Source organism: Pseudomonas sp. IT-P74, assembly GCF_949768175.1.
Classification (GTDB): domain Bacteria; phylum Pseudomonadota; class Gammaproteobacteria; order Pseudomonadales; family Pseudomonadaceae; genus Aquipseudomonas.
Map to the genome: position 1 here is coordinate 86631 of NZ_CATKQD010000006.1, position 25888 is coordinate 112518.

24 protein-coding genes are annotated in these 25888 nt (G+C 61.2%); 12 read left to right on the forward strand and 12 right to left on the reverse strand.

The window, feature by feature from the left end:
• Window positions 1-16 precede the first annotated feature (16 nt).
• The 5 genes from ACM6J5_RS05985 (at window position 17) to ACM6J5_RS06005 (ending at window position 4853) form a co-directional block, all read left to right on the forward strand.
• The gene (locus tag ACM6J5_RS05985) at window positions 17-1312 is read left to right on the forward strand and encodes an NCS2 family permease (protein WP_008050771.1); all 1296 of its coding nucleotides are present in this window, start codon (window positions 17-19) and stop codon (window positions 1310-1312) included.
• Entirely contained in the window at window positions 1309-2388 is a 1080-nt protein-coding gene (trmA, locus tag ACM6J5_RS05990; protein ID WP_414928000.1) for a tRNA (uridine(54)-C5)-methyltransferase TrmA, read from the forward strand. Before ACM6J5_RS05985 ends, trmA begins: the two co-directional genes overlap by 4 nt.
• Window positions 2389-2500: 112 nt before the next feature.
• Window positions 2501-3412, forward strand: coding sequence for a LysR family transcriptional regulator (locus ACM6J5_RS05995; RefSeq protein WP_150672703.1), 912 nt, complete (start codon window positions 2501-2503; stop codon window positions 3410-3412).
• A gap of 140 nt (window positions 3413-3552) precedes the next feature.
• The gene (gene aroQ, locus ACM6J5_RS06000; RefSeq protein ID WP_414928001.1) at window positions 3553-3993 is read left to right on the forward strand and encodes a type II 3-dehydroquinate dehydratase; all 441 of its coding nucleotides are present in this window, start codon (window positions 3553-3555) and stop codon (window positions 3991-3993) included.
• 5 nt (window positions 3994-3998) lie between these two features.
• Complete coding sequence (locus ACM6J5_RS06005; RefSeq protein ID WP_095942070.1) at window positions 3999-4853, forward strand: shikimate dehydrogenase; 855 nt, start codon at window positions 3999-4001, stop codon at window positions 4851-4853.
• 55 nt (window positions 4854-4908) lie between these two features.
• Here ACM6J5_RS06005 and ACM6J5_RS06010 read toward each other — a convergent pair whose 3' ends face one another.
• Complete coding sequence (locus tag ACM6J5_RS06010; RefSeq protein WP_057713206.1) at window positions 4909-5586, reverse strand: TetR family transcriptional regulator; 678 nt, start codon at window positions 5584-5586, stop codon at window positions 4909-4911.
• Window positions 5587-5688: 102 nt separating this feature from the next.
• Window positions 5689-7590 carry a 3-dehydroshikimate dehydratase QuiC gene (quiC, locus tag ACM6J5_RS06015; RefSeq protein ID WP_414928002.1) on the reverse strand — a complete coding sequence of 634 codons (1902 nt, stop codon included), beginning with the start codon at window positions 7588-7590 and terminating at the stop codon, window positions 5689-5691.
• 268 nt (window positions 7591-7858) lie between these two features.
• Here quiC and ACM6J5_RS06020 point away from each other — a divergent pair, with 268 nt between their 5' ends.
• Window positions 7859-9196: an MFS transporter gene (locus ACM6J5_RS06020; protein WP_414928003.1), complete on the forward strand. Its 1338-nt coding sequence runs from the start codon at window positions 7859-7861 to the stop codon at window positions 9194-9196.
• A 139-nt stretch (window positions 9197-9335) separates the two neighbouring features.
• Here ACM6J5_RS06020 and ACM6J5_RS06025 read toward each other — a convergent pair whose 3' ends face one another.
• The 4 genes from ACM6J5_RS06025 to ACM6J5_RS06040 all read right to left on the reverse strand — a co-directional run bounded on the left by ACM6J5_RS06025 (window position 9336) and on the right by ACM6J5_RS06040 (window position 13261).
• Window positions 9336-10214, reverse strand: a complete 879-nt coding sequence (locus ACM6J5_RS06025) for a DMT family transporter (RefSeq protein ID WP_008052441.1) — start codon at window positions 10212-10214, stop codon at window positions 9336-9338.
• A 154-nt stretch (window positions 10215-10368) separates the two neighbouring features.
• Window positions 10369-11184: a sugar phosphate isomerase/epimerase family protein gene (locus ACM6J5_RS06030; RefSeq protein WP_414928004.1), complete on the reverse strand. Its 816-nt coding sequence runs from the start codon at window positions 11182-11184 to the stop codon at window positions 10369-10371.
• Between the two features lie 2 nt (window positions 11185-11186).
• The gene (locus ACM6J5_RS06035) at window positions 11187-12242 is read right to left on the reverse strand and encodes a Gfo/Idh/MocA family protein (RefSeq protein WP_414928005.1); all 1056 of its coding nucleotides are present in this window, start codon (window positions 12240-12242) and stop codon (window positions 11187-11189) included.
• Window positions 12243-12484: 242 nt separating this feature from the next.
• Window positions 12485-13261, reverse strand: a complete 777-nt coding sequence (locus tag ACM6J5_RS06040; RefSeq protein WP_095942031.1) for an IclR family transcriptional regulator — start codon at window positions 13259-13261, stop codon at window positions 12485-12487.
• A 175-nt stretch (window positions 13262-13436) separates the two neighbouring features.
• Between ACM6J5_RS06040 and ACM6J5_RS06045 the strand changes: the two genes are divergently transcribed.
• The 3 genes from ACM6J5_RS06045 (at window position 13437) to ACM6J5_RS06055 (ending at window position 17238) form a co-directional block, all read left to right on the forward strand.
• Window positions 13437-15158 (forward strand): FAD-dependent oxidoreductase, encoded by a 1722-nt coding sequence (locus ACM6J5_RS06045; RefSeq protein ID WP_414928006.1) that lies wholly within the window; start codon window positions 13437-13439, stop codon window positions 15156-15158.
• A 226-nt stretch (window positions 15159-15384) separates the two neighbouring features.
• Window positions 15385-16278 carry a neutral zinc metallopeptidase gene (locus tag ACM6J5_RS06050; protein WP_095942029.1) on the forward strand — a complete coding sequence of 298 codons (894 nt, stop codon included), beginning with the start codon at window positions 15385-15387 and terminating at the stop codon, window positions 16276-16278.
• Window positions 16279-17238, forward strand: a complete 960-nt coding sequence (locus tag ACM6J5_RS06055; protein WP_414928007.1) for an alpha/beta hydrolase — start codon at window positions 16279-16281, stop codon at window positions 17236-17238.
• A 143-nt stretch (window positions 17239-17381) separates the two neighbouring features.
• Here ACM6J5_RS06055 and ACM6J5_RS06060 read toward each other — a convergent pair whose 3' ends face one another.
• The 3 genes from ACM6J5_RS06060 to ACM6J5_RS06070 form a co-directional block, all read right to left on the reverse strand.
• A complete protein-coding gene (locus ACM6J5_RS06060; RefSeq protein ID WP_095942027.1) occupies window positions 17382-17975 on the reverse strand; it encodes an HAD family hydrolase in 594 nt (197 codons plus the stop codon).
• The gene (gene tesB, locus ACM6J5_RS06065; RefSeq protein WP_095942026.1) at window positions 17972-18841 is read right to left on the reverse strand and encodes an acyl-CoA thioesterase II; all 870 of its coding nucleotides are present in this window, start codon (window positions 18839-18841) and stop codon (window positions 17972-17974) included. Before tesB ends, ACM6J5_RS06060 begins: the two co-directional genes overlap by 4 nt.
• A 104-nt stretch (window positions 18842-18945) precedes the next feature.
• Window positions 18946-19515, reverse strand: a complete 570-nt coding sequence (locus ACM6J5_RS06070) for a GNAT family N-acetyltransferase (protein WP_150672697.1) — start codon at window positions 19513-19515, stop codon at window positions 18946-18948.
• Window positions 19516-19594: 79 nt separating this feature from the next.
• Here ACM6J5_RS06070 and ACM6J5_RS06075 point away from each other — a divergent pair, with 79 nt between their 5' ends.
• A complete protein-coding gene (locus ACM6J5_RS06075; protein WP_414928008.1) occupies window positions 19595-20515 on the forward strand; it encodes a histone deacetylase in 921 nt (306 codons plus the stop codon).
• Window positions 20516-20795: 280 nt separating this feature from the next.
• The gene (locus ACM6J5_RS06080) at window positions 20796-22037 is read left to right on the forward strand and encodes a TIGR03862 family flavoprotein (RefSeq protein ID WP_414928009.1); all 1242 of its coding nucleotides are present in this window, start codon (window positions 20796-20798) and stop codon (window positions 22035-22037) included.
• A 117-nt stretch (window positions 22038-22154) separates the two neighbouring features.
• On the opposite strand, the gene ACM6J5_RS06085 is transcribed toward ACM6J5_RS06080, so the two are convergent.
• Window positions 22155-23495 carry a DEAD/DEAH box helicase gene (locus ACM6J5_RS06085; RefSeq protein WP_414928010.1) on the reverse strand — a complete coding sequence of 447 codons (1341 nt, stop codon included), beginning with the start codon at window positions 23493-23495 and terminating at the stop codon, window positions 22155-22157.
• Window positions 23496-23573: 78 nt separating this feature from the next.
• Window positions 23574-24506 carry a drug/metabolite exporter YedA gene (gene yedA / locus ACM6J5_RS06090; protein ID WP_414928011.1) on the reverse strand — a complete coding sequence of 311 codons (933 nt, stop codon included), beginning with the start codon at window positions 24504-24506 and terminating at the stop codon, window positions 23574-23576.
• A 165-nt stretch (window positions 24507-24671) separates the two neighbouring features.
• On the opposite strand from yedA, the gene ACM6J5_RS06095 reads away from it, so the two are divergent.
• Window positions 24672-25127 carry an Lrp/AsnC family transcriptional regulator gene (locus tag ACM6J5_RS06095; protein WP_007994028.1) on the forward strand — a complete coding sequence of 152 codons (456 nt, stop codon included), beginning with the start codon at window positions 24672-24674 and terminating at the stop codon, window positions 25125-25127.
• A gap of 137 nt (window positions 25128-25264) precedes the next feature.
• On the opposite strand, the gene ACM6J5_RS06100 is transcribed toward ACM6J5_RS06095, so the two are convergent.
• Entirely contained in the window at window positions 25265-25870 is a 606-nt protein-coding gene (locus ACM6J5_RS06100; RefSeq protein ID WP_414928012.1) for a PolC-type DNA polymerase III, read from the reverse strand.
• Between the last annotated feature and the right edge of the window lie 18 nt (window positions 25871-25888).

Consider the following 25888-nt stretch of genomic DNA (forward strand, 5'->3'; position numbering starts at 1 on the left):
GCCACGGGGAGCAGACATGCTGGAAAGGCTGTTTCAACTCAAGGCACACAACACCAACGTGCGGACCGAGATTCTGGCGGGCGTCACGACCTTCCTGGCCATGGCCTACATTCTGTTCGTCAACCCGAGCATCCTCGGCGAGACCGGCATGGACAAGGGCGCGGTGTTCGTCGCCACCTGCCTGGCCGCCGCCATCGGCTCGACAACCATGGGCCTGATCGCCAACTACCCGATCGCCCTCGCACCGGGCATGGGCCTGAACGCCTTCTTTACCTACACCGTGGTCCTGCACATGGGCCATACCTGGCAAGTGGCGCTGGGCGCGGTGTTCATCTCGGCGGTGTGTTTCTTCCTGCTGTCGATCTTCCGCATCCGTGAATGGATCATCAACAGCATCCCGCTGCCGCTGCGCTCGGCGATTGCCGCCGGCATCGGCCTGTTCCTGGCACTGATCGCCCTGCACAACGCCGGCATCGTGGTCAGCAACCCGGCGACCATGGTCGGCCTCGGTGACCTGAAACAACCGGCCCCGATCCTCGCTACCCTCGGTTTTGCCCTGATCGTCGCCCTCGAAGCCCTTGCCGTGCGCGGTGCGGTGCTGATCGGCATTCTGGTGGTGACCATCATTTCCATCGTGATGGGCTTCACCCCGTTCGGCGGCGTGATGTCGATGCCGCCGTCCCTGGCCCCGACTTTCCTGCAACTGGACATCAAGGGTGCGCTGGACATCGGTCTGGTCAGCGTGATCTTCGCCTTCCTGTTCGTCGATCTGTTCGACAACTCCGGCACTCTGATCGGTGTGGCGAAGCGCGCCGGTCTGATGCGCAAAGACGGCCACATGCCGAAAATGGGCCGCGCGCTGATCGCCGACAGCACCGCCGCCATGGCCGGTTCCCTGCTGGGCACTTCGACCACCACCAGCTACATCGAATCCGCCGCCGGCGTGAGTGCCGGTGGCCGCACCGGCCTGACCGCCATCGTAGTGGCGTTCCTGTTCCTGCTGGCGCTGTTCTTCTCGCCCCTGGCCGCCAGCGTTCCGGCCTTCGCCACCGCACCGGCACTGCTGTTCGTCGCCGTGCTGATGACATCCGGCCTGGCCGAAATAGACTGGGACGACATTACCGTCGCCGCGCCGGTGGTGATCACCGCGCTGGCAATGCCGTTCACTTACTCCATCGCCAATGGCATCGCCTTCGGTTTCATTTCCTGGACCGCCATCAAGCTGATGTCCGGTCGTGGTCGTGAGCTGAATCCGGCACTGGTGATCCTGTCGATTCTGTTCGTGATCAAGCTGGGTTGGTTCAACGCATGACTTTTGATTCCCAGGCCTACGCCGTTCAGCTCGAAGAAAAGGTCACGCGTCTGCGTGACCTGCTGGCTCCGTTCGATGCACCGGAGCCAGCCGTTTTCGATTCGCCACTGAAAAACTTCCGCCTGCGCGCCGAGTTCCGCCTGTGGCGCGAGGCCGGCGAGCGTCACTACGCGATGTTTTCCCAGGAAGACAAACGCACGCCAATCCTGATCGAAGAGTTCCCGATTGCCAGCCTGCGCATCAACCAGTTGATGCCGCGGCTGAAGGCAGCATGGCAAGCCAGTGCGCCCCTGAGCCACAAGTTGTTCCAGGTGGAGTTCCTGACCACTCTGGCCGGCGACGCGATGATCACCCTGTGCTATCACCGCCCGCTGGACGAGCACTGGCGTGCGGCGGCGTCGAAACTGGCAACCGAGCTGAACGTCAGCATCATCGGCCGCTCCAAGGGCAAACGCGAAGTTATCGGTCACGATTATGTGGTCGAGAAGCTGGAAGTCGGCGGTCGCACCTTCAGCTATCGCCAACCTGAAGGCGCGTTCACCCAGCCCAACGGCACGGTGAACCAGAAGATGCTCAACTGGGCATACGATGCGCTTGGCGATCGCTCCGATGATTTGCTGGAGCTGTATTGCGGCAACGGCAACTTCACCCTGCCCCTCGCCACCCGCGTGCGCAAGGTGCTGGCCACCGAAATCAGCAAGACCTCGGTCAACGCGGCGCTGAGCAATCTCAGCGAAAACGCTGTGGATAACGTCACCCTGGTGCGCTTGTCCGCCGAAGAGCTGACCGAAGCCCTGAACGAGGTGCGTCCGTTCCGTCGCCTGCACGGCATTGACCTCAAGAGCTACGAGTTTGGTAGCGTGTTCGTCGATCCGCCCCGCGCCGGCATGGACCCGGACACCTGCGAGCTGACCCGACGCTTCGACAACATCCTGTACATCTCCTGCAATCCGGAGACCCTGGCAGCCAACATCGCCCAACTGCACGACACCCACCGCATCTCCCGATGCGCGATGTTCGACCAGTTCCCGTGGACCCATCACATGGAATCCGGGGTGATGCTGACCCGGCGTTGATTTCAAACGCCACCACAAAAAGCCGTCCTCGTGACGGTTTTTTTGTATTCGTGCACGGGAGACTGATAAATACTGGGTCGAGTACTTCATCTGATCCCCGGTGTAATCAATCATGCAGCGACAGTTCGACGATCTTCAGTTGGGCAGCATCGAGCTGTTTTGCCTGGCCGCCGAGGCCGGCAGTTTTACTGCCGCGGCGCTGGTGGCGGGTGTCACTCCCGCTGCCGTGAGCCGTTCGGTGTCGCGCATGGAAGAACGCCTGGGCGTGCGTCTGTTTGCACGCACCACCCGCAGCGTGAAGCTGACCGACAGTGGCCGCCGCTATTACGAGGAGTGTCGCCTGGCCCTGGCACAACTGATCGAGGCCCAGCGTGAGGTGATGGGCCAGCAGCAAGTGCCATCCGGTACCTTGCGCATCAGTATTCCGACCACCTACGCACATCATCGAATCTTGCCGTTGCTGCCAGAATTTCGGGCGCGCTATCCGGCGGTGAAGGTCGAGTCGCACATCAGCAATCGCAACATCGATTTCGTCGGCGAAGGCTACGACATGGCGATTCGCGTGCGAGCCATCCCGGATTCCGGCCTGATCGCCCGACCGCTGGAAGATGCCGCCCTGGTAATGATCGCCAGCCCTGATTACCTGAAACAGGCCGGTACTCCGCAAACCCTCGACGATCTCGAAAAGCACGAGTGCATTCAGTACGAACTGCCCAGCAGCGGCCGGCGCATTGCCTGGTTGTTCAACGATGAAGGCGTGCCCAGGGAGATTCTGGCCGAGGGCAGCCTAAGCTGTTCCGACGATGTGCTGGGCGGTGTCACCTTGGCCAAACATGGGGCGGGGTTGTTTCAGACCTATCGTTTTATCGTGGAAAAGGAACTGGCCGACGGCTCGCTGGTGGAAGTGCTCAAACCCTATGGCGGGCGCTCGCGGCCGTTTACCTTGCTGTATCCGCAAAGTCGCCATGTACCACTGCGCTTGAGGGCGTTCATTGATTTTCTGGTGGAGCATTTGCCGCGCTGAACTGCAAAAGTGTCCGATCACCGCACACAAACCGCCAGTGTGCCTTCACTTCAATTGACCAAATTAACCAGTTAGTACAATTTATCTCCACAGGCCGGGATCCTCGGCCGATTCCAAAAATAATAAGTGGAGAGATTCCGATGTCCCCTATCGTTCTGGTGCTCAACGGCCCGAACCTGAACCTGCTCGGCACCCGTGAACCAGCGACTTACGGCCACGAAACCCTGGCAGACATCTCGGCCTTGTGCGCACGTACCGCCGAAGAGTTCGGCCTGGCAGTTGAGTTTCGCCAGACCAACCATGAAGGCGAATTGCTCGACTGGATTCACGCCGCCCGCGGTCGCTGCGCCGGGATCGTCATCAATCCTGCCGCGTGGACCCACACCTCCGTTGCCATCCGCGACGCCTTGGTCGCCAGCGAACTACCGGTGATCGAAGTCCACCTGTCCAACGTGCACGCCCGCGAGCCCTTTCGCCACCACTCGTTCGTCTCCGCCATTGCAACGGCGGTGATGGCCGGTTTTGGCAGTCATGGCTATCGCCTGGCGCTGGAACACTTCAGTCATCGTTTGAAGGGGTGATCGCCTTGACTCAGAACCACGTGATACTGGCCGGGCTGATTGGCGCCGGCATCCAGGCGTCCCGCACACCGGCCATGCACGAGCATGAAGGCGATGCCCAGGGGCTGCGCTACCTGTATCGCCTGATTGATCTTGATCAGTTGAAGCTCGACATCAACGCCCTGCCCGACCTGTTGATGGCCGCCGAGCGCATGAACTACACCGGGTTGAACATCACCTTTCCCTGCAAGCAGGCGATCATCCCGCTGCTCGACGAACTCTCGCCGGAGGCCCGCGGTATCGGTGCGGTCAACACGGTGGTGCTCAAGGACGGCAAACGCATCGGCCACAACACCGATTGCCTGGGCTTTGCCGAGGGTTTTCGCCGGGGTTTGAAAGGCGTTGCCGTTGAGCGTGTCGTACAAATGGGTGCCGGCGGCGCAGGTGCGGCGGTGGCCCACGCGTTGCTGAGCGAAGGCGTACAACAGCTAAGCATTTTTGACGTGGACATCCGCCGCGCCCAGGATCTGGCTGACAACCTCAATCAGCATTTCGGCGTCAGTCGGGCGGTAGCCGGGTATGACCTGCCCAGCGCCATGGCCCAGGCTGACGGCCTGGTGAACACCACGCCGATGGGCATGAAAAAGCTGCCGGGCATGCCGGTGCCGGTGGAGTTGCTGCGGGCCGAAATGTGGGTGGCGGAGATCGTCTACTTCCCGCTGGAAACCGAACTGCTGCGCAACGCCCGCGCCCTCGGTTGCCGGACGCTGGACGGCGGCAACATGGCGGTGTTTCAGGCGGTGAAGGCATTCGAGTTGTTCAGCGGCGTGGTGCCGGATGCCCAGCGGATGCTTGAGCATTTCCAGAGCATGAATGACTGAAAAGCTTCGCGGGCAAGCCACGCTCCCACAGGATCGGTGTTTGCCCGCGATGGATTCAGGCTTGCAGGTACCGCAGGACCGACTCGCAAATCATCTCCCGATGACGCTGCTTGATGCGTTCGTCCGGCAGGTCGATCTGGAAAATCTCACCAAAGGTGTGGCGGTTCGAGACGCGATAGAAGCAGAACGAACTGATCAGCAGATGCACATCCAGCGGATCAAGACCGGTACGGAACAGCCCTTGCTCGGCGCCGCGGCGCAGAATCTCGCCCAGTGAATCGAGGATAGTGTTGTTCATCGCCTTGATCGCATCGGAGCGCTTCACGTACTCGGCGTTGTGAATGTTCTCGATGCTGACGATGCGCACGAAATCGACGTTGCGATCATGGTGATCGAAGGTGAACTCCACCAGCCGCCGAATGGCTTCGACCGGCGCCAGTTCCGCCAGGTGCAGGCGGTTTTCGGTGTTGCGGATATCGCCGTAGAGCTTCTCCAGCACCTCGACGTAGAGCTGCTCCTTACTGCCGAAGTAGTAATAGATCATGCGTTTGGAGGTGTGGATGCGCTCGGCGATTGCATCGACGCGAGCCCCGGAAAGCCCCTGCTGGACGAATTCGACAATCGCCTCCTGCAAGATGTTTTCGCGGGTCTTTTCCGGGTTGTTCTTGCGACTCTTGCGCGGCTCGGCACCAGGTTCTACGGAGGCTGCGGGGAGTTCTGAAGTCATTGTCATTGCGGGCTCACGGCCATCACTGCACAGGCTGGCGATTATGGGCTGCGCGGCACGGTGAAGGAAGCCGCGCGGCCCACGTTTAATCCCGCGTTTACGAATTACCTACAACTTCGCCTGGCGCAATGCGCCGCTACGGGATTTGGCCATGGCCGCCAGGCGCACCGCGACGTTGGCCGCGCCGTAGCCGGCATAACCGTTTTTACGCTGGATGATTTCGAAGAAGAATCGCCCCTCGAACGGCTCGGTGTACACATGAAACAGTTCACCGCCCTGGGCGTCGCGATCGTACAACACATTGTAGTAGGCCAGTTCGCTCAGGAACTCGTCGTCGAAATCGAACCGCGCCGCCAGGTCATCGTAGTAGTTGAGCGGGATATCCAGCAGCGGCACGCCCGCCTCTTTGGCACGGCTGACCTGGGCAAAGATGTCATCGCAATCAAACGCGATGTGATGCACACCGGAGCCGCGATAACTCGACAGCGCGTGTGAGATCGCGGTGTTGCGGTTCTCGGAAATGTTCAGTGGCAGGCGGATCGAACTGTCGCGACTGCGCAAGGCACGGCTCTTCACCAGACCATAAGGATCCGGCAGCACGACTTCATCGTCCGCCTCGAAATCCAGCAGGCTCTTATAGAACAGCACCCAGCTGTCGAGGCTGTCGGCCGGCAGCGCCATGGCCATGTGGTCGATGCGCTTGAGGCCACCGCTGACCGGCGCATCCGCCAACAGATTGAAGTCGGTGCCGTAGACGTCGGCATCCTGGTCCACCAGATAGATCAGGCTGCCATCCGGCGCACGCACCGCCGCCAGTTCCAATTCATTGGGGCCCACCAGCCCGCGATAGGGCTGGCCCTTGTAGGCCACGGCTCGGGCCAGCGCACTGGCGCTGTCCTTGACCCGCACGGCGGTCGCGCATAACGAAGGGCCGTGGGCTTCGAAAAAGCTGTGGCCGAAGGAGTAAGGCTCTGAGTTGAGGATCAGGTTGATATCGCCCTGACGCATCAGGCTGACGCTCTTGGAGCGATGCTGCCCGGCCTTGACGAAACCCAGTCGCGCCAGCCAATGGGCGAGCTTGGCGCCGAGGCTTTCGTCCACGGCGAATTCAAGAAACTCGATGCCGTCGTACTCGCTGGCCTTGGGCGTTTCGAACAGAATCCCGGGGTTGGCCGCAGGCTTGGCTTCCTGCGCCAGACGCTCGCGGGTTTTCTCTTCCAGGTACAACAACGAGCGCAAGCCGTCGGCGGCGTTGGCCCGTGGAGGCGCGGCGCGGAAACCATCGTTGAAGATTTCCAGTGACAAAGGCCCGGTGTACCCACTCTTGATGATCGGCGCGAGGAACCCCGGCAAATCGAATTCACCCTGGCCCGGGAAGCAGCGAAAATGCCGGCTCCACTCCAGCACGTCCATGGCCAGGATCGGCGCGTCGGCCATTTGCACGAAGAAAATCTTGTCGCCTGGAATCTCGGCGATAGCGCTCGGATCGCCCTTGAGCGACAAGGTGTGAAAGCTGTCCAGCAACACGCCGAGGCTTGGGTGATCGGCCTGCCGCACGATGTTCCACACCTGTTGATATGTGTTCACATGCCGACCCCAGGCCAGCGCTTCATAACCGATGCGCAGGTCGCGTGCCCCAGCATGTTCAGCCAGCAGCCGCAAATCGTCGACCAGAATCTGTTCATCACCGATGGACTCGGCCGAGGCGTTGCTGCACACCAGCACCAGGTCAGTGCCCAGCTCCTGCATCAGGTCGAATTTGCGCTCGGCGCGTTCCAGATTGCGCGACAATCGATCACGCCGACAGCCTTCGAAATCACGGAACGGTTGAAACAGGGTGATGGCGATCCCGAGATCGGCGCACATCTGTTTAATTTCCCGCGGACTACCGTCGTAGTAGAGAAGGTCGTTCTCGAAAATCTCGACGCCGTCGAAACCGGCGGCGGCAATGGCTTCGAGCTTTTCCGGCAGGGTACCGCTCAAGGATACAGTGGCAATGGAACGCTGCATGTTTCGGCTCCCGGTGGAGGCTTCGGCTACAGGGAATTTGCGCCGCTTTTAAAAGAGTGAGGGGATTATTGAGGCGGTTGGTGCATTGAGCAATTTAAAGTGTACTACCCAGTTAGTTTTGTGTTCGATTATCGAACATAATGGTGATTAGCGAATTGACGATTTTTTGTCCACTGCCCAACATCGTCCTCACATTAAGTCCGGACACGCAACACCGGTCGCGATGTCCAAAACACCAAATAACAAATTCAAAAAACGGGTGGTACACATGATTCCTTCCCAAAGCTCACGCATGGCTCCGGCCATGAACGTCACTGCCGGTGGCATCGGCGACAAAATTCGCGGCGCCATGGCTGTCGGCAAAACCCGTTGGGGGATGCTGGCACTGGTGTTTTTCGCCACCACCCTGAACTACATCGACCGCGCCGCCCTGGGCGTGATGCAGCCGATCCTGGCCAAGGAAATGAGTTGGACGGCGATGGACTACGCCAACATCAACTTCTGGTTCCAGGTCGGTTACGCCATCGGCTTCGTGCTGCAAGGCCGCTTGATCGACCGGGTCGGCGTCAAGCGCGTGTTCTTCTGCGCGGTATTGCTCTGGAGCCTGGCGACCGGCGCCCATGGCCTGGCCACTTCGGCGGTCGGCTTCATGGTTTGCCGATTCATCCTCGGCCTCACCGAAGCTGCCAACTACCCGGCCTGCGTGAAAACCACCCGCCTGTGGTTCCCGGCCGGCGAGCGCGCCGTGGCTACTGGCATTTTCAACGCTGGCACCAACGTCGGCGCGATGTTCACCCCGATGCTGCTGCCGCTGATCCTGCACGTTTGGGGCTGGCAGGCCGCGTTCCTGTGCATGTCGGCACTGGGCGGGATCTGGCTGCTGTTCTGGGGCCTGAAGTACTTCAACCCGGAAGATCACCCGAGCGTCAAACAGTCGGAGCTGGACTACATCCAGAACGAAGTCGAACCGGAACAAACCCGCGTACCGTTCTCGAAAATCCTGCGCATGCGTGGCACCTGGGCCTTCGCCCTCGCCTACTCGATCACAGCGCCAGTGTTCTGGTTCTACCTGTACTGGCTGCCTCCGTTCCTCAACCAGCAATACAACCTGGGCATCAATGTCACCCAGATGGGTATCCCGCTGATCATCATCTACCTCACTGCCGACTTCGGTAGCGTTGGCGGCGGCATCCTCTCCTCGTTCCTGATCGGTCGCGGCGTCAACCCGATCAAGGCGCGACTGATGTCCATGTTCCTGTTCGCCTGCTGCATCATCGGCGTGATCATGGCGGCCGGCTCCAGCAACCTGTGGGTCGCGGTGTTCGCCATCTCCCTGGCCATCGGCGCGCACCAGGCCTGGACCGCGAACATCTGGAGCCTGGTAATGGACTACACGCCCAAGCACATGATGAGTACGGTGTTCGGCTTCGGCGGCATGTGTGCGGCGATTGGCGGGATGTTCATGACCCAACTGGTCGGCCACATCCTGACCATTACCAACAACAACTACACCGTGCTGTTCACCATGATTCCGGCGATGTACTTCATTGCGCTGACCTGGATGTACTTCATGGCACCGCGCAAGATTCCGACCGTCACTGACTAAAGATCGCCGCACTACCCCCTGTAGGAGCGAGCAGGCTCGCGAAAAACCTGAGAGCGACGCGGGTATCCAGACAACCCGTGTCATCGTTGACGAACACCGCGAGCAGGCTCGCTCCTACAGGTCGTTTCTCTTTGGGCTTTTACCGGCGGCTTTGTTGCCACGCGGCCGCCAACCCGCTGCAGCAGATCACGGCAATGCCGAGCACGGTGGTCAGTGTCGGTGTATGGGAAAACAGCAGCCAGCCCAAGAGGCCGGCGAAGATGATCTGGCAATAGCTGAACGGTGCCAGCAGTGCCGGTGCCGCGAGGCGGAACGCCTGGGTCAGGAACAGGTGTGCCGTCATCCCGCAGGCCCCCAGCGCCAGCATCATCGCGCCATGCACCAGGTTCGGCGTCTGCCAGAAGAACGGCACCAGCGCACTCATCACCAGCGTATTGCACAAGCCTGCAAAGAAGTTGCTGGTGGTCGGGCTGTCGATCTCGCTGAGCTTGCGCGTCAGCAGTTGATAGAAGCAGAAAAACAGCGCCGAGCAGAACGGCAGCAACACCGCCGGGGTAAACAGATCACCACCGGGGTGAACGATGATCAGCACCCCGCTGAAACCGAAAATCACCGCCAGCCATTGCCCCCGGGTCACCCGCTCGCCAAGCAGCGGTACCGACAGCGCGGTGACCAGTACCGGCGCGAGGAAGTTGACCGACGTCGCCTCGGCCAGCGGGATGTACATCAGCCCCGTGGTGAAAAACAGACTGGTGCCCAGCAGGCACAGCGCCCGGATCACCTGCAGCAATGGCCGTTTGGTACGCAGCACCCGCAGCCCGGACTGCGGCAGGAAAATCCCGGCCATCAGCAAGGTGTGAACCACGTAACGCGCCCAGACCACCATGACGATGGGATAGAAACCGGAGAGGTATTTGGAAAAGGCGTCGTGGCTGGAAAACAGGAAGGTTGCGACAACGATCAGCAGGATCCCTTTGAAGGGCTGATTGACGCCGGAAAGCGGGGTGCTGACGGTCATGGGGTTTCCTTACTGAAGTCAAAAGCATCACATGCAGGAGCGAGCTTGCTCGCGATGGTCGTCAACGATGATGATGGCCGCCTGGATAAACACGGCGCCCTCACGTCCCTCGCGAGCAAGCTCGCTCCTACAAGCGAAAGGTGCGCAGCACCGATTACAGCCGCGCCAACAATTCCCGGGTTTTATCCAGCGCCATCTGCGCCCGGTCCAATCCACTCACGCCCTGCTCCAGCAACTGCACGGTGGGAATCTCCAGACTCAATGGAATGTCAGCCGGCAAACCGCGCAACAACCCCTGCAGATCACAATCGCCATCGCCGGGAAAACGCCGTTCGTTACGTGCCTGACGCAAGATCTCCGCCATATCGGACGGTCGTGGTCCTGCGACGTCACACAACTGTGCATACCGTAACCGTGAGGGGGCAACTTTGACCAGTTCTTCCAACCGCGATCCAGAGCGGTCGAAGTGAAAGGCGTCCACCAGTACGCCGCCGTTTTCACGCCCGGCGTTTTCCACGATTCGCGCGGCTTGTTGAAGATTGCGCGCATCGGTCCAGGGCATGAACTCCAGGTGCGGGTGCAGCCCATAGGCTGCAGCCAGATCACAGAGTTCGGCAAAATGCTGCGTCAGCCGCTGTTCGTCAGGATCGTTACCGGCCACCAGCAACTCACTGGCGCCGAACTCGGCACCCACTGCCAGGATTTGCTCGAAATCGGCGACGACGGTTTCCGGCTTGAGCCGCAGGATTTCGACGTCCAGCACCCGAATTCCGGTATCGCGCAGACGCGCCAGGGTCTGGCGCCGCAATTGATGGTCGCCCACCAGGGCAAAATGGTGCTCCTCAGGAGTCGCCGGCACCAAGCGCAAGCCGACATGGCTGTAGCCGGCCCGCGCGGCGACCTCGACCATATCGGGCGGCGACAACTCCAGCACGGTCAGGCTGGCCAGGGAGAAAATACGCTCGCTCATGCTCAACCCTCGATCAAGGATGGCGCGCAGGCACGCCCGGTTTCGGCGGCTTCGCGGATGGCTTCGATCAGCGCCAACGTACGCGCGGCATCGGCGGCACTCACCAGCGGCTCGACCTCCCGACGCACAACTCGCGCGAAGTGCTGCAACTGCAAACGCAGGGCTTCATCAGTACTGAAGCTTTCCTGGGTTGCCAGCAACGGTTGATGCCAGCCTCCGTCGACTTCGTTGTAGTGCCAGTGTTTAAGCTGCGGAATGCTCAGCGCCCCACCTGTCCCGGCCAGCAAGTAACACGGTTGATCAGGATGGCGCGGATACACCGAGTTCTCCCCCGAATCCAGCTCCCAGCTCCAAGGCGCGGCCACCGCATCGGAGCCGGTCAGGCTGCCCAGTGCGCCGTTGTCGAATTGCAGCAACACCGCCGCGCAATCCTCGTTGGCAAACCCGCGAATGGCATTGCTGGTGATGGCCTGAACCTGACGCACTTCACCGCACAAGTGCCGCAGAAGATCGAGGTCGTGGATCAGGTTGGTCAACAGCATCCCGGCACCGGCCTCGCGACGCCAGGGTGTTTCAAAATAACTGTCGGGCTTGCGCAACTGCCAGAGCGCCGTGACCGTGGTCAACCGACCCAATGCGCCGCTGTGGACAAGTTCGTGGGCGCGGACGATCAGCGGATTGTGCCGGCGGTGATGTCCGACCAGTACCGGAACGCCACTCGCCTTCGAGGTAGCCACCAGCTCCCGGGCTTCATCCAGGTGCACGCCCACCGGTTTTTCCAGCAGCACCGGCACACCGGCCGCGAGGCAATCGAGAGCCGTGTTGACGTGCTGCGTGTTCGGGTTGGCGACTATCACGGCGTCCGGCTTCGCCTGCTCCAGCATCTGACGATGATCGGCGAAACAGGCTACGCCCCATTGAGCCGCAAGGCTGGCCGCCTGCGGTCCCGGATCGGCCACGGCACATAACGTCGCTTCAGTCAGGGATTGCAGATGCTGGTAATGCTGCTGGCCCATGTTGCCAGCACCGATCAGGGCGATGCGAAGTGGCGAATTCAAGGTGCGGTCCTCTTGTGAATATTATTGGAGCGATGAATCTCCAATAATTTAGAACCTGGTTCCAGATTCTTACACAGACCTGTCCTGAAAGTGTTCGAACAGCGCACAGCTTCTCAAGTTGAACGCAGTTCAAAATGTGGGAGCGAGCCTGCTCGCGAAGAGGGTGTGTCAGTCGCCATCCAGATCGCATGACACACCGCATTCGCGAGCAGGCTCGCTCCCACAAGGGATTTGCAGTGGCCTTAACTGAACAACTCCGACGCCAGGCTCGCGGCACTCAACTCCTCGGTGTACGCCAGCAACAACGGCGCCAGCTCATGCAGCCGCACCCCCGGCATCCGCGCGCTAGGCCCGGCGATGCTGAGCACGCCGATCACCCGCCCATCGGCGGGATGGCGCACCACGGCCGCAATCGCCGAAGTGCCTACCGCCGAGCTCTCCTCGACCCAGGCGTAGCCCTGCTCCCGCGCCAGACGCAGGCGTTCGAGCAATTCGATGTTCGAGCGCGGCGCGTTCGGCCCCACATGTTCCGGCACCTGCGCACCCTGCCGTTCCACCAGCGACAAGGCTTCGGCATCGCTCATGCACGCCAGCCACGCATGCCCCGAGGCGGTGTAGAACAACGGCGCATCGCGGCCCATGTCCGGGTCGTAACGCAGACCGGAACGCGCGCCCTGGGATTTGGCGATCCAGGTCTGACGCTCACCGTCGATCACCCCGAGACGCACCAGTTCGCCGGTTTCCTGAGCCAGGCGGTCAAGCACCGGCTGCACGATATCGGCACCGCTGCTCGACAGGTAACGGAAGCCCATCGCCACCAGTTTGGTCGAGAGGTGATAACGCAAATTATCCGGATTCTGCCGCACGTAACCGAGGCGAATCAGCTCGGCCAGTAGGCGATGGGTCGCGCTCTTGGGGATGTCCAGTTGCTCCGCCAGGGTCTGCATCGGCAGGCCACGGGGATCGCTGGTGAGGCTTTCGAGCACACTGAAAACACGTTCGATCTGACTGCCGGCCATGGTCGCTTCCACGCAAAATTTGCTCGATTCTAGAAGACAACCGCACGAATGCGAAATCTGGAACTGAGCGTTCGATAACCGCCCGCTTTACGCCCTCCAGACTTGTACGGCTCCACTTGATTCTTATATTTTTTGGAACCAGATTCCAAAACAATAAAACACCGGAGCTCAAACAATGCCTGCCCAAGCGCACGTTCTTCCCGACATCGACTGCGATGTGCTGATCGTAGGCTCCGGTGCGGCGGGACTGTCGGCGGCCGTGACCGCCGCGTGGCACGGGCTGAAAGTCATAGTGGTGGAAAAGGACCCGGTGTTCGGCGGTGCCACGGCCTGGTCCGGTGGCTGGGCCTGGGTGCCTTGCAACCCGCTGGCCCGGCGCGCGGGCATCGTCGAAGACGTTGAACTGCCCCGCACTTACCTGAAAAACGAACTGGGCGAGCGCTTTGATCCGGCGATGATCGACGCATTCCTGGAAGCCGGCCCGCGGATGGTGTCGTTCTTCGAGCAGCACACCTCGCTGCAATTCGCCGACGGCAACGCCATTGCCGACATTCATGGCGACACGCCCGGGGCAGGCACCGGTGGACGCTCGGTGATCGCCGCCCCTTACGACGCACGAAAAGTCGGAACACTGCTCAAGCGTCTGCGCAAAACCATGCGGGAAACTTCGTTCATGGGCATGCCGATCATGGCGGGGGCGGACCTCACGGCATTCCTCAACCTGACCCGCTCGCTGTCGGCGGCCTGGCACGTTACGCGGCGTTTCAGCCGTCATCTGTTAGACCTCGCCATGCATGGCCGGGCGATGCAACTGGTCAACGGTGTGGCCTTGGTGGCGCGCCTGGCGAAATCCGCCGATGACCTCGGCGTGTTGCTCTGGGAATCAGCGCCCGTGACCCGATTGCTGCGCGAGAATGATCAGGTACGAGGTGCGGTGATCAGCACCGCCAAAGGCTCTGTGCGCATCCATGCACGCAAGGCCGTGGTGCTCGCCGCAGGTGGTTTCGCCAATGACGTCCAACGCCGCAAGGCACTGTTCCCCCGCACACCGACCGGGCATGAGCATCTGGCCCTGCCGCCCCTCGGCGTTTGCGGCGATGGCCTGCGCCTGGGCGAAAGTGCCGGCGCCCGGATCAATAGCGACATGGCGTCCGCCGTCGCCTGGGCGCCGGTCTCGCAGGTGCCGCACAGCGACGGCAGCACGGGACACTTCCCGCACATCATCGAGCGGGGCAAACCCGGCATCATCGGTGTGCTGAGCAACGGCCAGCGTTTCGTCAATGAAGCCAACGGCTACTACGACTACGTCACAGCCATGGTCGCCGCTGCCCCGCCGGGTGAAGAAGTAGTGTCGTGGCTGATCTGCACCCATGGCTTTCAACGTCGTTATGGCTTGGGCATCTCTCGGCCATTTCCGGTGCCACTGTCATCCTTCATCCGAAGCGGCTATCTGAAAACCGGCAACACTCTTGAGGAATTGGCGGCAGCCTGCGGCATCGACCCGATTGGCTTGCTCAGCACCGTATCGGACTACAACCGCCACGCGCGCAACGGCGAGGATCCGCAGTTCGGTCGTGGCTCCACGCCCTACAACCGCAAGCAGGGTGACGCACTGCAACGACCCAACCCATGCGTCGCGCCGATCGACCAGGGCCCCTTCTATGCCGTGAAAGTCCAGCCGGGCTGCTTCGGCACCTTCGCCGGGCTCAAGGTCAACCAACATGCCCAGGTCCTGGATGGCGCGGCGCAACCCATCACCGGCCTGTACGCCGCGGGCGGTGACATGGCCAGCATCATGGGCGGCCACTACCCCGCTGGCGGCATCAATCTCGGCCCGGCGCTGACCTTCGGCTACATCGCCGCGCGCCATATCGCAGGCGTCACTGCTTATGAATAATCCGCGAGACCGGCGATCGCCCTCACGATAAAAAACCATCACCCGACGGAATTCGATGGGTTATCCGTGTTCAATACAAGCCTGAAACCTTCTCGGCAGCCCTTCACGGGTAGCCGGGAATCAACCTGTGCGCGGAAAAAAGACGGACGGCCGGACTGGCGCCGCTCCCACTTGGCAGCAACACTCATCGCACGGAGCTTTACCCGGAACAGAAGAGGATTCCCACATGCTATGGAAAAAAGGCCGACGCAGCGACAACGTGGTCGACGCCCGTGGCGATGATGTTGGCGGCGGTGGCGGCGGCATGCGTTTTGGCGGTGGCAAGGGCCTGAGCCTGACGGCGATCCTCCTGATCGTCGGCATCGGCTGGATCACCGGCCAGGATCCGCTGCAGATCCTCGGACAACTGGCCGGGCAAATGGACCAGCAATCGGCGCCCGCCACCCACCAGAGTCGCAAGGCACCGCCGGTCAATGATGAAAGCGCGGAGTTCGTGCGTTCAATCCTTGGCGATACCGAGGACACTTGGGGTGCGATTTTCCAGCAGGTCGGCCGCCAATATAAGGACCCGACCCTGGTGCTGTTCAGCAACCGCGTGAATTCGGCCTGCGGTCTGGCCACCTCGGCGACCGGCCCCTTCTATTGCCCGGCCGACCAGAAGGTCTACCTGGACATGGCGTTCTTCCAGGAGATGTCCCAACGTTTTTCCGCCGCGGGCGACTTCGCCCAGGCCTACGTGATCGCCCACGAAGTCGGACACCATGTGCAGACCCTGCTTGGGGTGTCCGCAAAAATTCAGGCAGCGCGCCAGCAGGGTCGGCAGATGGAGGGCGACGGTGGTTTGCTGGTTCGCCAGGAACTTCAGGCCGACTGCCTGGCCGGTGTCTGGGCCAACAATGCGCAGAAGCGCCTGAACTGGCTGGAACCGGGCGACATCGAAGAAGCATTGAACGCAGCGAACGCCATCGGCGACGATCGTTTGCAGCAACAGGGTCAGGGCCGTGTGGTCCCGGACTCGTTCACCCATGGTACGTCGGCGCAACGGGTGCGCTGGTTCAAAACCGGTTTCGCCCAAGGCCAGGTTGGCCAGTGCGATACCTTTGCGGCGAAAAATCTGTAAATGAAGAAGTGGTTGTTGGTTGTTCTGTTTACTTGCGCAACGTCCCAGGCCGCCGAGCAGGGGGTCAAAGACCTCAGCTCGGGGCGCCTGCTGTTGAAATCAGGTGAAATCGCGGTGGGCATCAGCCCCGCCCCGGCAAAAATCGAACGGGTGCTGATCATCCTCCACGGTCGCTTGCGCAATGCGCAAACCTATCTGCAGAGCGGTGAGCACGCGGCCGAACTGGCCGGGCAAAGCGCAACGACCCTGGTGATCGCCCCGCAATTTCTCAATGAAACCGATGTTGCGGTCCATCCGGTGGCCGACACCGTTTTGCGCTGGCAAGGCAATGAATGGATGGCCGGCGGAGAATCCACGGCACCGTTTCGGCTGAGTTCCTACGCGGCGCTCGACGAAATCATCGCCCGCGTGGGTGACCGTCAGCAGTTTCCAGAGGTGAAGCAAATCGTCATCGCCGGGCATTCCGGTGGCGCGCAGGTGGTTCAGCGCTATGCATTGCTCGGTCACGCGCAGTCAGAGCTCGATGCGGCCGGCGTGCAGGTGCGCTATGTGATTGCCAATCCGTCCTCCTACGCTTATTTCGATGAGCGCCGGCCCGTGGCGTTCAGCCACGCCGGTTGCCCGCAATTCAATCGCTGGAAGTACGGGCTGGCAGATTTACCGACCTATGCCGAAGGACAAACCGCGGCGCAGTTGCAGGAAAGTTACCTCAAGCGTGAAGTCGTTTATCTGCTGGGGCAGCAGGATACTGACCCGAATCATCCGGCGCTGGACAAGAGTTGTGAGGCCAGGGCGCAAGGGCCGTCTCGATTGACCCGTGGGCGTTTTTACTTCGATTATCTGAAGCGGCTGCAACCGCAAGGGTTGAAGCAGCAGCTGATAGAAGTACCCGGGGTCGGGCATGACGGGGATGGGATGTTTACATCGCCGCAGGGGCAGAAGGCTTTGTTTGGTCAGTAAGATTTCCGGGGCTTGAACTGACGCCATCGCGAGCAGGCTCGCTCCCACAAGGATTTTGCGGTGAACACATCATTTGTGGACACCAGAGATCACATGTGGGAGCGAGCCTGCTCGCGATGGCGGTTGACCAGGCAACGAAGCACTCAAGCCAACAGCATCTGCCGCAACTCAACACAATCCGCTGCATGCCAATCGGTCAATTCCGGCCATGGATTATCCGGCAAATTCACCAACACAGTCCGCGCCCCCGCCGCTCGCCCGCAATCGAGATCGAAGCGGTAATCACCGACCATCACCATCTCGCTCGCCGGCACCTTCCACGCTTCGGCCAGTTTCAGCAACCCGCCCGGATGCGGTTTGGGCGGCGCATCATCGCGACCCAGCACATCCTCCAGCGCAAAGCAGTCGGCCAGGCCAATGGCCTCCAGCGTGACATGTGCCAGCTCCCGGGCATTGCGCGTGAGAATGCCCAGGCGATAACCGCGCCCGGCCAGCTCGCGCACCAGTTCCACCGCACCCGGTGCCGGTTGCGAACCGAGGGCCAGGTCCCGCTCATGCTCCAGCAGCCAGGCATGTTTGGCTGCGGCCTCATCGGCTGGCAGCGCGGCGAGGTGGGTCAGGATGTCGTGTTCGGCAGGGATCGCCAACGCCACGCGAATCGCCGCGAAGTCGTGCACAGCCACCGTCAGGGTGCCGTCCATGTCGAACACCCAGTGACGCACGTCGGCCAGGCTCATGCCCAATCCTTGCGGTGACGGATCAAGCCTTCCTGGGTGACCGAGGCCACCAGTTGCCCCGCGCGGTTGAACACGCTGCCACGGGAGAATCCACGGGAGTTGCCGGCCCACGGACTGTCCATCGCGTAGAGCAACCAGTCATCGGCACGCAGGTCCTGATGGAACCACAGCGCGTGATCGAGGCTGGCCACCTGCATGTCCTTGTTCCAGACCGTTTTGCCGTGGGGCTGCATCGAGGTGACCAGCAGACCGAAGTCCGAGGCGTAGGCCAGCAGGTATTTATGCAGCGCCGGCGAATCGGCCAACGCCCCGTCGGCGCGGAACCAGACGTACTTGACCGGATCGGAGGGCAGCGGGTTGTAAGGATCCTTCTCGGTCACCGGTCGAAATTCGATCGGCTTCGGGCACAGCAGTTTTTCGCGCATTTTCTCAGGGATCAGGTGCGCGCGCTGCTGGGTGATCTCCAGCTCCGATGGCAGGTTTTCCGGACCGACCACTTGCGGCATTTCGGTCTGGTGCTGAAAGCCTTCTTCGTCGTACTGGAACGACGCACTGCAGGTGAAGATCGGGTGGCCCTTCTGGATCGCCGTCACCCGGCGCGTGCTGAAACTGCCACCGTCACGCACCCGGTCAACCTGATACACCACCGGTAATCCGGCATCGCCCGGACGCAGGAAATAGCCGTGCATCGAATGCACATGGCGCGCCTCTTCAACCGTCTGACTGGCCGCCGACAGCGACTGGCCGAGCACCTGACCACCGAACAGCTGACGAAACCCCAGGTCCTGGCTACGACCACGGAACAGGTTTTCTTCGATCGGTTCCAGGGTCAGCAGGTCGACCAGATCATCCAACACTTGGCTCATTCAGATGCTCCTCAGGCAAAACATGGCCGCGCAGCCTTGGCTGCTACGGTCGATTCAGTTTCGGGACTCTGCCCATGAGGGCCATTGTAAACGTCCGTGTCAGGTTATCCATGCAAGGTTTGCAGCCATTGCTCGCGGCTGATGCGATACAACACATGCCGACGCAACGGGTGATCGGCCTCGAGTCGCGGGTGATCGAAGTCATTTTCCGGATCATGGTGCATGCCGATGGCCTGCATGACTTTCTCTGACGGCAGATTGGTTTGCGTCGTGAAGGCCACGACCTCTTGCAGCAACAAGCGGTCGAACCCGCAGCGCAGAACAGTCCACGCCGCTTCGCTGGCGTAACCCAAGCCCCAGTGCTCGCGGGCCAGGCGCCAGCCGATTTCCGTGGCCGGGGTAAAGGGTGCGTCGAAACCGACCACGCCAAGCCCGGTAAACCCGATGAACTGGCCAGAATCCTTGCGCTGCAAAGCCCAGAGACCATAACCATGCTCGGCGAAATGACCACGGATTCGCCCGATCAATGATGCGCTTTCCAGCCGGCTCAAGGTTGCCGGGAAATAGCGCATCACCTGCGGATCGGCACACATCGCGGCAAAGTCCGCTAAATCTTCATCGCGCCACTGGCGCAACAGCAGCCGAGCGCTTTCAAGTTCCAGTATTGGCTCCATTGCTCACCGCCCCTCCGTTTGCATGCTGCAAGTCTACAACGCTGGTAGGATCCCTCTCTCATTCCTACATGAAATGACCATGCCACTGCCGCTGATTTATCACGAAGACTACAGCCCCGAGTTTCCGGCGGATCACCGCTTTCCCATGGACAAGTTCCGCCTGTTGCGCGATCACCTGGTGGACAGCGGTCTGACCCGCGACGTCGACTTGCTGCGCCCGGATCTGTGTCCGGCAGATATTCTCGCCCTCGCCCATGACCCTTCGTACATCGAGCGCTACATGAGTGGCGAATTATCCCGCGAAGACCAGCGCCGCCTCGGCCTGCCCTGGAACGAAGCCCTGGCCCGACGTACGGTGCGGGCGGTCGGCGGTTCGTTGCTGGCGGCCGAAAAGGCGCTGGAGTATGGCCTGGCCTGTCACCTGGCGGGCGGTACCCACCACGCGCACTACGACTATCCGGCCGGATTTTGCATCTTCAATGACCTGGCGGTGATCAGCCATTACCTGCTGGAAAGTGGAAGGGTGAACCGGGTGCTGATCTTCGATTGCGACGTGCATCAGGGCGACGGGACTGCACGAATACTGCACAACACCCCGGAAGCAGTGACCGTTTCCCTGCACTGCGAAAAGAATTTTCCCGCACGCAAGGCCGAAAGCGACTGGGACATTCCACTGCCCAACGGCATGGGCGATGCCGATTACCTGAAGGTCGTGGACGATGCACTCAACTACCTGCTGCCGCTCTACCAACCGGACCTGGTGCTGTATGACGCCGGGGTCGATGTGCATAAGGACGACGCCCTGGGTTATCTGCAACTGACAGACGAAGGCGTCGCTGCCCGCGATGAAAGCGTGATGCGCCATTGCCTGGGCCGTGACATTCCGCTCGTCGGGGTAATCGGCGGCGGCTACAGCAAGGACCGCCAGGCCCTGGCCCGCCGTCACGGCATCCTCCATCACAGCGCGCAGCGCGTCTGGCAGTCATCAGGTTGTCACTGAACTGTGGATGCTTTACCCACAATGCCTGTGGAACTGCCTGTGGATAACCTGAGTGAAAGGGCCTACAGCCCACACGGCGTATAGGCTACAGAACACTGACTGTTTTTTAACCACCCTTCAAAGACACCTCTAAACCCTGTAGGAGTGAGCCTGCTCGCGATAGCGGTCTGTCAGGCCCACAGATGTTGAATGTACCGCCGCCATCGCGAGCAGGCTCGCTCCTACAGGGGGCGGGGCTGGTAGAATGCCCGGCTTATCCCGCCAGACCACAGCGCATCCCATGACCCAATCTTCGCCAGCCCTTCCCCCTCACGTCGCCATCATCGGCGGCGGCCCCGCCGGACTGATGGCGGCCGAAGTGTTGAGCCAGGCCGGGATCAAGGTCGACCTGTACGACGGCATGCCCTCGGTCGGACGAAAATTCCTCCTGGCCGGCGTCGGCGGCATGAACATCACGCACTCCGAAGCCTATCCGGCGTTTCTCTCGCGCTACGCCGAACGCGCCCCGCAGATCGCCCCGCTGCTGCGCGGCTTCGGCGCCGAAGCGTTGTGCCGGTGGATTCATGACCTGGGCATCGATACCTTCGTCGGCAGCTCCGGCCGGGTATTCCCCACCGACATGAAGGCCGCGCCATTGCTGCGCGCCTGGCTCAAGCGCCTGCGCGACAGCGGCGTAGTTATCCACACCCGCCACCGCTGGCTCGGCTGGGACGAGCGTGGCGATTTGCGCATCGACAGTCCGGAAGGCGAAAAGACCGTGCAAGCCGATGCCACCCTGCTCGCCCTCGGTGGCGGCAGTTGGTCGCGACTGGGTTCGGATGGCGCGTGGATGCTGCCACTGGAGCAGCACGGTGTAGGACTGGCGCCGTTGCAACCCAGTAATTGCGGCTTCGAGGTGCAGGCCTGGAGCGAATTGATGGTCAGCAAATTCGCCGGCGCCCCGCTGAAAAATATCGCCATCGGTCTTAATGATGACGTTCCGCGACTAGGCGAATGTGTGATTACTGCCACCGGAATCGAAGGCAGTTTGATCTACGCCCTGTCGGCACCGATCCGCGAGGCGATCAACCGGCACGGCTCGGCAACCATTCATCTGGACCTGTTGCCCGGCCGGCCTGTGGATAAAATTCAAGCAGCGTTGAGCAAGCCACGGGGATCGCGATCCATGGCCAAACACCTGCACAGTCAGTTGGGCATCGATGGCGTAAAAGCGGCGCTATTGCGTGAACTCACGCCTGTCGAAGCGTTTACCGACCCGAGCCTGCTGGCCCAATCGATCAAGGCATTACCACTGACATTGGTGAAAACCCGTCCACTGGACGAGGCCATCAGCAGCGCTGGCGGTGTGTTGTTCGAAGCGATGGATGAGCGATTGATGCTCAAGCAACTGCCTGGCGTGTTTTGCGCCGGGGAAATGCTCGATTGGGAGGCGCCGACCGGCGGCTATCTGCTGACCGCGTGTTTCGCCAGCGGGCGGGCGGCGGGGTTGGGGATGGTAGAGTGGTTGCGGCGCAAGGGTTGATGACCGCGCAGCTCCCATCGCCAGCAGGCTGGCTCCCACACGGGATTTGTGTCGCTCACAAAAAACCTGTGGGAGCCAGCCTGCTGGCGATGACGGCCTAACGGACGCAGTGCGTAATCAAGGCTTGCGCTTACGCGGCCCGGTATTGAACACCGGCACCTTGCGCACAGGCTTGATCGAAGGCTCCGCCGGCGCAACTTCCCCGCTATCCACCCACTTGCCCAGATTGCGTTTACCACCGCCACCACCGGAAGCCTTGGGCTTCTTCGGTTTCTTCGGCTTCTTCACGACCTGGCCGCTGGCATCGGTGTCCGGCACGCGGTGCTCCGGTTCGAAGTCCGGCTCGTTCTGCCGCTTCAAGGTCTGGCGGGTCAGCATCTCGATGGCCGACAGCAGATTCACTTCATCGGCGCAGACCAGGGAAATCGCCTCGCCGGTCGAACCCGCACGGCCAGTACGACCGATACGGTGGATGTAGTCCTCAGCGACTATCGGCAAATCGAAGTTGACCACCATCGGCAGATCTTCGATATCCAGACCACGAGCCGCCACGTCGGTGGCGACCAGAATCTGCACTTCACTCGCCTTGAAGCGGTCGAGCGCACGCTGGCGGGTCGCCTGGGGTTTGTCGCCGTGGATGCCGTCGGCATTGATGCCCAGACCCTGAAGTTTATCCACCAGCGCATCCACGCCGTTGCGGGTCTTGGCGAACACCAGCACCTGCTTCCACTTGCCCTTGCGCATCAGGTGAACGAACAGCTCCGGCTTGCGCTTCTTGTCCACCGTCACGATCCATTGCTTGACCGTATTGGCCGCGACGTTGCGCGGGCTGACTTCGATGGTCAGCGGATCGTTGAGCATCTGCCCGGCCAGCAGGCGGATGTCATCGGAGAAGGTTGCGGAGAACAACAGCGTCTGACGTTTCTTAGGGAGCGCGCGGTAAATGTTCGCCAGTTCCTCGGAAAAGCCCAGGTCGAGCATACGGTCGGCTTCGTCCAGCACCAGGGTTTGCAACTGGTTGAACTTCAGCGCGTTCTGGCGGAACAGGTCGAGCAAGCGGCCCGGGGTCGCCACCAACAGGTCGACACCGCTGCGCAGCTTCATCATCTGCGGGTTGATGCTGACGCCGCCATATACCGCGTAGGTGCGCAGCGGCAGGTTTTCGGCGTACTGGCGCACGGCTTCGTGAACCTGCTCGGCCAGCTCGCGGGTCGGTACCAGGATCAGCACGCGGACCGAGTTGGCGGTGACTTTCGGCCCTTCCATGGCCAGCAGTTGCAACAGCGGCAGGGCGAAACCGGCGGTCTTGCCGGTGCCGGTCTGGGCGGCGGCCATCAGGTCACGACCGGCCAGCACCGCCGGAATGGCTTGCGCCTGAACCGGCGTCGGAGTCTGGTAGCCGAGCGTCTCGAGGGAGCGCAGCAAGGGTTCGATCAGGCCAAGGGTGGCGAAAGTCATGGGAGTACCGTAGGAAAATTCAGCGCGGGTTGTTCAAAACAAGTGTGCAATACAAGATGCAATGCCGCGCAGTTTACCCTAATTCACACGGGATTCTGTCGGTACTGCCGTCGTTACCACTGGCCGCTCTGGCGTGCGGCGCCATTGTGGCAAGCCGATCAACACCACGGCACTGATGATCACCGCCATCGCCAGGGCTTCCTCGATACCGATGGTTTCGCCGACGAACACGATCCCCAGCAACACCGCCACCGCCGGGTTGACGTAGGCATAGCTCGTGGCAGCAGCCGGACGCACGTGCTTCAACAAGTACATGTAGGCGTTGAAGGCGATGATCGAACCGAACACGGTCAGATACGCCAACGCGGCCCAGCCTTCGATTGGTGGCACCTTTTCCAGATGCTCACCGCTGACTGCGCTGGCAATCAGCAACACCACACCGCCCACCAGCATTTCCACAGCGCTGGCCATCGCGCCCTGAGGCAACGGCAGGTGTTTGCTCCAAACAGAGCCAAAGGCCCAGGTCGCCGCTGCAAAAATCAGCAACGCCGCACCCAATGGACTCGATTGCAGGTTGGAACCGAGGTTGAGCATGCCGATGCCAATCAGCCCGAGCACGATCCCGGCCCATTCCAGACGGGTATTACGCGTGCCCCAGAAATAGCCGCAGAGCAAAGTAAACAGCGGCACCGTCGCCACCGCCAACGCCGCCACCCCGGAGGCCACGCCCGTGTGCTCGGCCACGCTCACCGCGCCGTTGCCGCACGCCAACAGCAGAATCCCAATGATCCCGGCGGCTTTCCACTGCGCCCAGGTCGGCGCCGGCGCTCCGCGCCAGCGCAGGAAGGCATACATCAAGGTTCCGGCGATCACGAAGCGGATGCCGGCAAGCAGCAACGGCGGCCAGGACTCCACGCCGATGCGGATCACCAGGTAAGTCGAGCCCCAAATCACGTACAAGGCAAAGAAGGCAGCGATCAAGGGTAAGGGAAAGCGACGAAGGCCGGACATGGGGGCAGCTCACAGGCAAAGACAAGTGAACGGCTATTCTAGAAAGGCTGGCGTCGGAAAATAAGTTACAAAACCTGTTTAAAGCGCCAGTACACTTTTCAAAACACGGAGTTCAGCGCTATAAACCGTGTTTTCGAAAGTCGGCCATTTTCAGGAGTCACCCCGATGGACAAGTACGACCGCATGCTGCTCAGCGCCCTGCTGGAAAACGGTCGCGCGTCCTACGCGGACCTGGCGCGCAAGGTCAACCTGTCTGCCCCGGCCGTGGCCGAGCGCGTGGCCAAGCTCGAAGCCAGCGGCGTGATCACCGGTTATCAGGCAAAGGTCGACATGGCCAAGCTCGGCCTGCCGATCCAGTGCGTGATCGAATTGCGCCTGAACCAGCACGGCAACCAGAAAGCCTACGACGACCTGATCAAAATCCCGCAATTGACCGAATGCCATCGGGTGACCGGCGACCCGTGCGTGATCATGCAAGCGGCGGTGGGCTCGATGCCGGAACTGGAAGAACTGATCAACCGGATCGCCACGTTCGGGTTCAGCAAGACGTCGATTGTGTTGTCCAGCGCCATCGAGAAGCGGGTGCCGTTGGGACATATCGAAGGCAACGGCAAGCTTTGATCGAACGCGGAACCTGTAGGAGCGAGCCTGCTCGCGATGGTCGCCAACGATAACGCGAGAAACCTGACACCCCGCACCGTTCTCGGGTTCATCGCGAGCAGGCTCGCTCCTACAGGGGACTTGTGGTGTTTTCGGGATCAGCGATAGCGCTTTAGGTGTTCGCCCACTTTCGCCGCAGGCACTTTCTGCAACTTGCACAACAAGTCATGGGACAACTCGCGCAAGCCATGCTTCTGCCGCAGTTCGTCAGCGAGGTGCGCGGTCAGGTTGGCCGCCATCTCGGCATCGGCCATGGCCCGGTGGGCCTTGCCGGTGTGCGGCAGGTTGGCAAACGTGGTGAGGGTGCCGAGCTTGTGGTTCGGTGCGGCGGGCATCAGGCGTCGGGCAAGCAGCAACGAACAGGCAAAGTTCTGCAAGCGGGTGCGTTTGATTCGCCCCAGTTCGAAGTCCCAGAACTTCTGGTCGAACGCGGCGTTATGCGCCAGCAATGGCGTGGTGCCGACGAATTCGTTGACCTCGTTCATCACCTGCTCGGCCGACGGCGCGGTGCGCAGCATGGCGTTGCTGATGCCGGTGAGTTGTTCGATGAAGGCCGGGACACGTACGCCGGCGTTCATCAAGCTCTGGTAACGCTCGACGATGCGCCCCTGCTCAAGGATCACCACGGCGATTTCCGTGGCCCGGCAGTTGCTGCTCGGGGAGATCCCGGTGGTTTCAAAGTCGATGACTGCTATGCGTTCCAAACCTGGTTCAACTCCGTA

What these genes read in the sequence shown, in the direction of transcription:
- ACM6J5_RS06010 (WP_057713206.1), bottom strand. Translation starts at nt 5,586, where the DNA reads ATGACAATGACTTCAGAACTCCCCGCAGCCTCCGTAGAACCTGGTGCC.
- ACM6J5_RS06075 (WP_414928008.1), top strand. Translation starts at nt 19,595, where the DNA reads ATGCCACTGCCGCTGATTTATCACGAAGACTACAGCCCCGAGTTTCCG.
- ACM6J5_RS06080 (WP_414928009.1), top strand. Translation starts at nt 20,796, where the DNA reads ATGACCCAATCTTCGCCAGCCCTTCCCCCTCACGTCGCCATCATCGGC.
- ACM6J5_RS06025 (WP_008052441.1), bottom strand. Translation starts at nt 10,214, where the DNA reads ATGACCGTCAGCACCCCGCTTTCCGGCGTCAATCAGCCCTTCAAAGGG.
- yedA (WP_414928011.1), bottom strand. Translation starts at nt 24,506, where the DNA reads ATGTCCGGCCTTCGTCGCTTTCCCTTACCCTTGATCGCTGCCTTCTTT.
- ACM6J5_RS05985 (WP_008050771.1), top strand. Translation starts at nt 17, where the DNA reads ATGCTGGAAAGGCTGTTTCAACTCAAGGCACACAACACCAACGTGCGG.
- ACM6J5_RS06045 (WP_414928006.1), top strand. Translation starts at nt 13,437, where the DNA reads ATGCCTGCCCAAGCGCACGTTCTTCCCGACATCGACTGCGATGTGCTG.
- ACM6J5_RS06040 (WP_095942031.1), bottom strand. Translation starts at nt 13,261, where the DNA reads ATGGCCGGCAGTCAGATCGAACGTGTTTTCAGTGTGCTCGAAAGCCTC.
- ACM6J5_RS06055 (WP_414928007.1), top strand. Translation starts at nt 16,279, where the DNA reads ATGAAGAAGTGGTTGTTGGTTGTTCTGTTTACTTGCGCAACGTCCCAG.
- ACM6J5_RS06020 (WP_414928003.1), top strand. Translation starts at nt 7,859, where the DNA reads ATGATTCCTTCCCAAAGCTCACGCATGGCTCCGGCCATGAACGTCACT.
- ACM6J5_RS06030 (WP_414928004.1), bottom strand. Translation starts at nt 11,184, where the DNA reads ATGAGCGAGCGTATTTTCTCCCTGGCCAGCCTGACCGTGCTGGAGTTG.
- trmA (WP_414928000.1), top strand. Translation starts at nt 1,309, where the DNA reads ATGACTTTTGATTCCCAGGCCTACGCCGTTCAGCTCGAAGAAAAGGTC.
- ACM6J5_RS06050 (WP_095942029.1), top strand. Translation starts at nt 15,385, where the DNA reads ATGCTATGGAAAAAAGGCCGACGCAGCGACAACGTGGTCGACGCCCGT.
- tesB (WP_095942026.1), bottom strand. Translation starts at nt 18,841, where the DNA reads ATGAGCCAAGTGTTGGATGATCTGGTCGACCTGCTGACCCTGGAACCG.
- ACM6J5_RS06060 (WP_095942027.1), bottom strand. Translation starts at nt 17,975, where the DNA reads ATGAGCCTGGCCGACGTGCGTCACTGGGTGTTCGACATGGACGGCACC.
- quiC (WP_414928002.1), bottom strand. Translation starts at nt 7,590, where the DNA reads ATGCAGCGTTCCATTGCCACTGTATCCTTGAGCGGTACCCTGCCGGAA.
- ACM6J5_RS06085 (WP_414928010.1), bottom strand. Translation starts at nt 23,495, where the DNA reads ATGACTTTCGCCACCCTTGGCCTGATCGAACCCTTGCTGCGCTCCCTC.
- ACM6J5_RS06070 (WP_150672697.1), bottom strand. Translation starts at nt 19,515, where the DNA reads ATGGAGCCAATACTGGAACTTGAAAGCGCTCGGCTGCTGTTGCGCCAG.
- ACM6J5_RS06095 (WP_007994028.1), top strand. Translation starts at nt 24,672, where the DNA reads ATGGACAAGTACGACCGCATGCTGCTCAGCGCCCTGCTGGAAAACGGT.
- aroQ (WP_414928001.1), top strand. Translation starts at nt 3,553, where the DNA reads ATGTCCCCTATCGTTCTGGTGCTCAACGGCCCGAACCTGAACCTGCTC.
- ACM6J5_RS05995 (WP_150672703.1), top strand. Translation starts at nt 2,501, where the DNA reads ATGCAGCGACAGTTCGACGATCTTCAGTTGGGCAGCATCGAGCTGTTT.